The following is a 3,067-nucleotide window of genomic DNA, read 5'->3' on the forward strand; positions in this document are numbered from 1 at the left end:
GAAGCGTCTATAAACGGTACTCCACTCACCGAATTCAGAAGGTAAATCTCTCCATGGCACGCCAGTTCTCATTCGAAACAGTATCCCTTCGAAAGTCATCCGATGCTCTGGTTTATTATAAACTCGACCGGTACTCGTCATCACTTGAAATAGCTTTTCCCATCGTTTATCAGTTAGCATTGTCCTTGGCATGGTGAACTCAGTTGTGATTTGTTTTTGGCGAAATGATTATAACCTTCACCATGCCGTTCAAAAAATCATCACGAAAGATCAACAGACCCTAGACAATAAACAAAATAGGACTAAACTTACAAGCGGGCAAGCAAGTTCCTACATTTATCATTTGGAGAAGCTTGTTATATTCGGAACATCATATGGCGTAGAACTACAACTGTTATTGATATTTTTAAATCAAGGGGGAGTGCATGAATAGTAAGAGTTGAAAAAATCTAATCGAGGCTCAGGAATGGGTTAATAGTTTAGTGGAATCAGACTTGAGTAGAGAACAGGTGCTAAAATCGATTATGGAAGAAATATACACCAACATAGAGATTTTAAATCTCAAAATGCAAGATTTAAAATCAATGATGAGCGATAGAAAATCGTACCAAAAGGAATGCATAAAATAATTAAACTTGGTAGTAACACCAATTTAGCTAGTGATGATTTTTACACATCGTCTCTGGGATAGATTATATTGGGACATAAAAAGAAGCCGGAGAAAATGAATAAATTCAAATTTCAAATATTAACAACATTAAGTTTATTAGTCGTAGCCATTATAACCTCCTTGGTTGCTGTGAATTTTCTAGCGTTTAAAGAAGAAAGTGTTTCTTTAACGAAGGCAATTATTAACGAAAAAAACAATACAATAGAGAGGGTACTTTATGAAAGTTTCGACAACTATTTAGATAACTTAAATAGTGTGAGTTTCGCGTCAGCAGAAATTTTTGATGGTGTACCAACTAAAAGCATTTTGTCACAGCTTCAAATGTTGCATAGGGTGGAAGGAAATAAGGTTGATGGTGTTTACCTAATCAGGCGAAACGGTGATAGTTTTGACCATACTGGTAGAAAATTAGATTTCAACCCTAGAAGTTCAAAGCGAGATTACTATTTAGCTATCTTTGAAGATAACTCAACGTATTTTGTCTCGGAGCCTTACCAATCGGCAGATAGTGGAAACGAGGTTATAGCTATTGCTCGTAAAATTGACAATGATACTCTGGTTCTCTTGACGATTCATACATCGTCTGTTTTCAACGTTTTTTCTGGTCGCTCGGACATTTTCATTTATTCTAAAAATGGAAAAATTATCTTCACTGCTTACCCTGAATTGAACGGTAAAAATATTTATGATGTCCGACCTGTTTACAAACAATTCCGAACTGGTAATACACAACTTACCTATACTGCAGATGTACGAGGCATTGATACAACATTTACCGCGTATTGGGGAAATAATGAAGTAAGCGGGTGGCAGTTTGTCAATTACTCTACTCATGATGCCATTCAGACAAATGCAAATCGTCAATTAGTTAACTCTCTTTTGATAGGTGGTGGGGCTTTAGTTATATCGGCTTTGGTTATGTTAGCCCTAGTCAATAAGCTTGTCCTCAAGCCTGTTGGTGGGTCCCCTATGGAAATTGCAAAGTTGATTGAGGAAATGGCAATTGGGGACTTAACAAAACAGTTAGATAGCACAGGGAAAGAAACAGGCATATACCAATCTTTAATTAAGTTATCTAAACAGTTGTCTGAGCTTATAAAAAACTCACATGGTATATCAGAAAGAGTTTCTTCAGCATCGCAACAGCTAAACGTAGTTATGAGTGATACTAAATCTAACGCCCTTGAAGAGTTACAACAAATGGAGCAGATTTCCACCGCTATTAATGAACTTTCTTCGACTTCTCAAGAGGTCAGCCAACAGGCGGCTTTAGCTGAAGATAAAGCCAAAGGCGCTAAAGGCAACGTAGAAAGAGGACAGATTATGTTAGAAGATAACATTAATTTGACCAGCTCAATTAACGCCTCGGTTAATCAGAGTGCCAATCTAGTAGCAGAGCTCAGACAATTTGCTCTTGAAATTGGCTCCGTTACAGAGGTGATTAATTCTATTTCTGAACAGACAAACCTATTGGCACTGAATGCCGCGATTGAGGCTGCAAGAGCCGGTGACCATGGGCGAGGGTTCGCGGTTGTAGCAGACGAAGTTCGTAACCTTGCCTCAAAAACGCAGAAATCGACAATAAGCATCCAGGAAATCATTGAGAAGCTTCAGAAACAGTCGGAGAGAGCACAAGAAAATATGGAGAAGAATGTCAACCTAATTGAGCAGTCAGTTGAGCTCATTTATAACGTTAAAGCTTCATTTTCAGATATATCAAGCGCCGTGGAATCTATATCAGAAATCAACACTTTGGTGGCTACGGCAGCACAAGAGCAATTTTGTGTAACTGAAGATATTTCCAAGAATACAACTTCGGCGTTTGACTTAGTTCAGCAAAACGTATCTGGTATTGACGAAACGCTTCAAGCATCTGTTGAGTTATCACAGATGGCCGAGCAACAAAAAAGTGAATTAAGGTTCTTTAAAATATAAATTGTCAAATTAATTTGGTGCTTCTGATGTGATGGGGTTTTCTCCAAGTGAGCAGACCTCATCGCAACAAGAATAATGTAATAAACCATTTAGGTAGATATAAAAGCAATAAGGTACCTCTTATGTATTGGTTAGAAGTTTGTAATAATGAAGAAGTAAAAAGGCTTAATGAAGTTACTATCGCTTGCTTCCAAGACGACATTAAGTTGTTGGTTGAGAATAAAAGTGACTTACCAAAACACGAAGATTGTTCTTATAGCATTACCAAAATTTTTTATGACAAGTGTGCGCTTGGAGAAACGTCAAAATCCAAGTAAAAATCCACCTGCATAGCAGGTGGCTTTGAAAGGCCCCCTAAAAGGGGGCTCACTGTTAGTTTTCTAACCCAAGACGCATCTGACGCTCCTCTTCTTCCTTTCCCACACGATCTTGATGTCGGACATACCTGCGTATAATTTCCTC

Annotated in this window: 3 protein-coding genes and 1 pseudogene; 2 read left to right on the forward strand and 2 right to left on the reverse strand. The window is 38.0% G+C overall.

Annotation, left to right across the window (positions count from 1 at the left end; genetic code table 11):
• On the reverse strand, window positions 1–192 hold a 192-nt coding region (locus QTN94_RS19440), incomplete at its 3' end, for a transposase (RefSeq protein ID WP_331428590.1).
• Between the two features lie 532 nt (window positions 193–724).
• Between QTN94_RS19440 and QTN94_RS19445 the strand changes: the two genes are divergently transcribed.
• Both QTN94_RS19445 and QTN94_RS19450 read left to right on the forward strand, forming a co-directional pair.
• The gene (locus tag QTN94_RS19445) at window positions 725–2,605 is read left to right on the forward strand and encodes a methyl-accepting chemotaxis protein (protein ID WP_331428591.1); all 1,881 of its coding nucleotides are present in this window, start codon (window positions 725–727) and stop codon (window positions 2,603–2,605) included.
• Between the two features lie 122 nt (window positions 2,606–2,727).
• Window positions 2,728–2,922, forward strand: a complete 195-nt coding sequence (locus QTN94_RS19450; RefSeq protein WP_331428592.1) for a hypothetical protein — start codon at window positions 2,728–2,730, stop codon at window positions 2,920–2,922.
• 55 nt (window positions 2,923–2,977) lie between these two features.
• Here QTN94_RS19450 and QTN94_RS19455 read toward each other — a convergent pair.
• Window positions 2,978–3,067, reverse strand: a pseudogene (locus tag QTN94_RS19455) (IS200/IS605 family transposase); the annotation flags it as partial.

Origin of the sequence: Vibrio sp. M250220, from assembly GCF_036533795.1 — a bacterium.
GTDB lineage: Bacteria > Pseudomonadota > Gammaproteobacteria > Enterobacterales > Vibrionaceae > Vibrio.

What these genes read in the sequence shown, in the direction of transcription:
- QTN94_RS19445 (WP_331428591.1), top strand. Translation starts at nt 725, where the DNA reads ATGAATAAATTCAAATTTCAAATATTAACAACATTAAGTTTATTAGTC.
- QTN94_RS19450 (WP_331428592.1), top strand. Translation starts at nt 2,728, where the DNA reads ATGTATTGGTTAGAAGTTTGTAATAATGAAGAAGTAAAAAGGCTTAAT.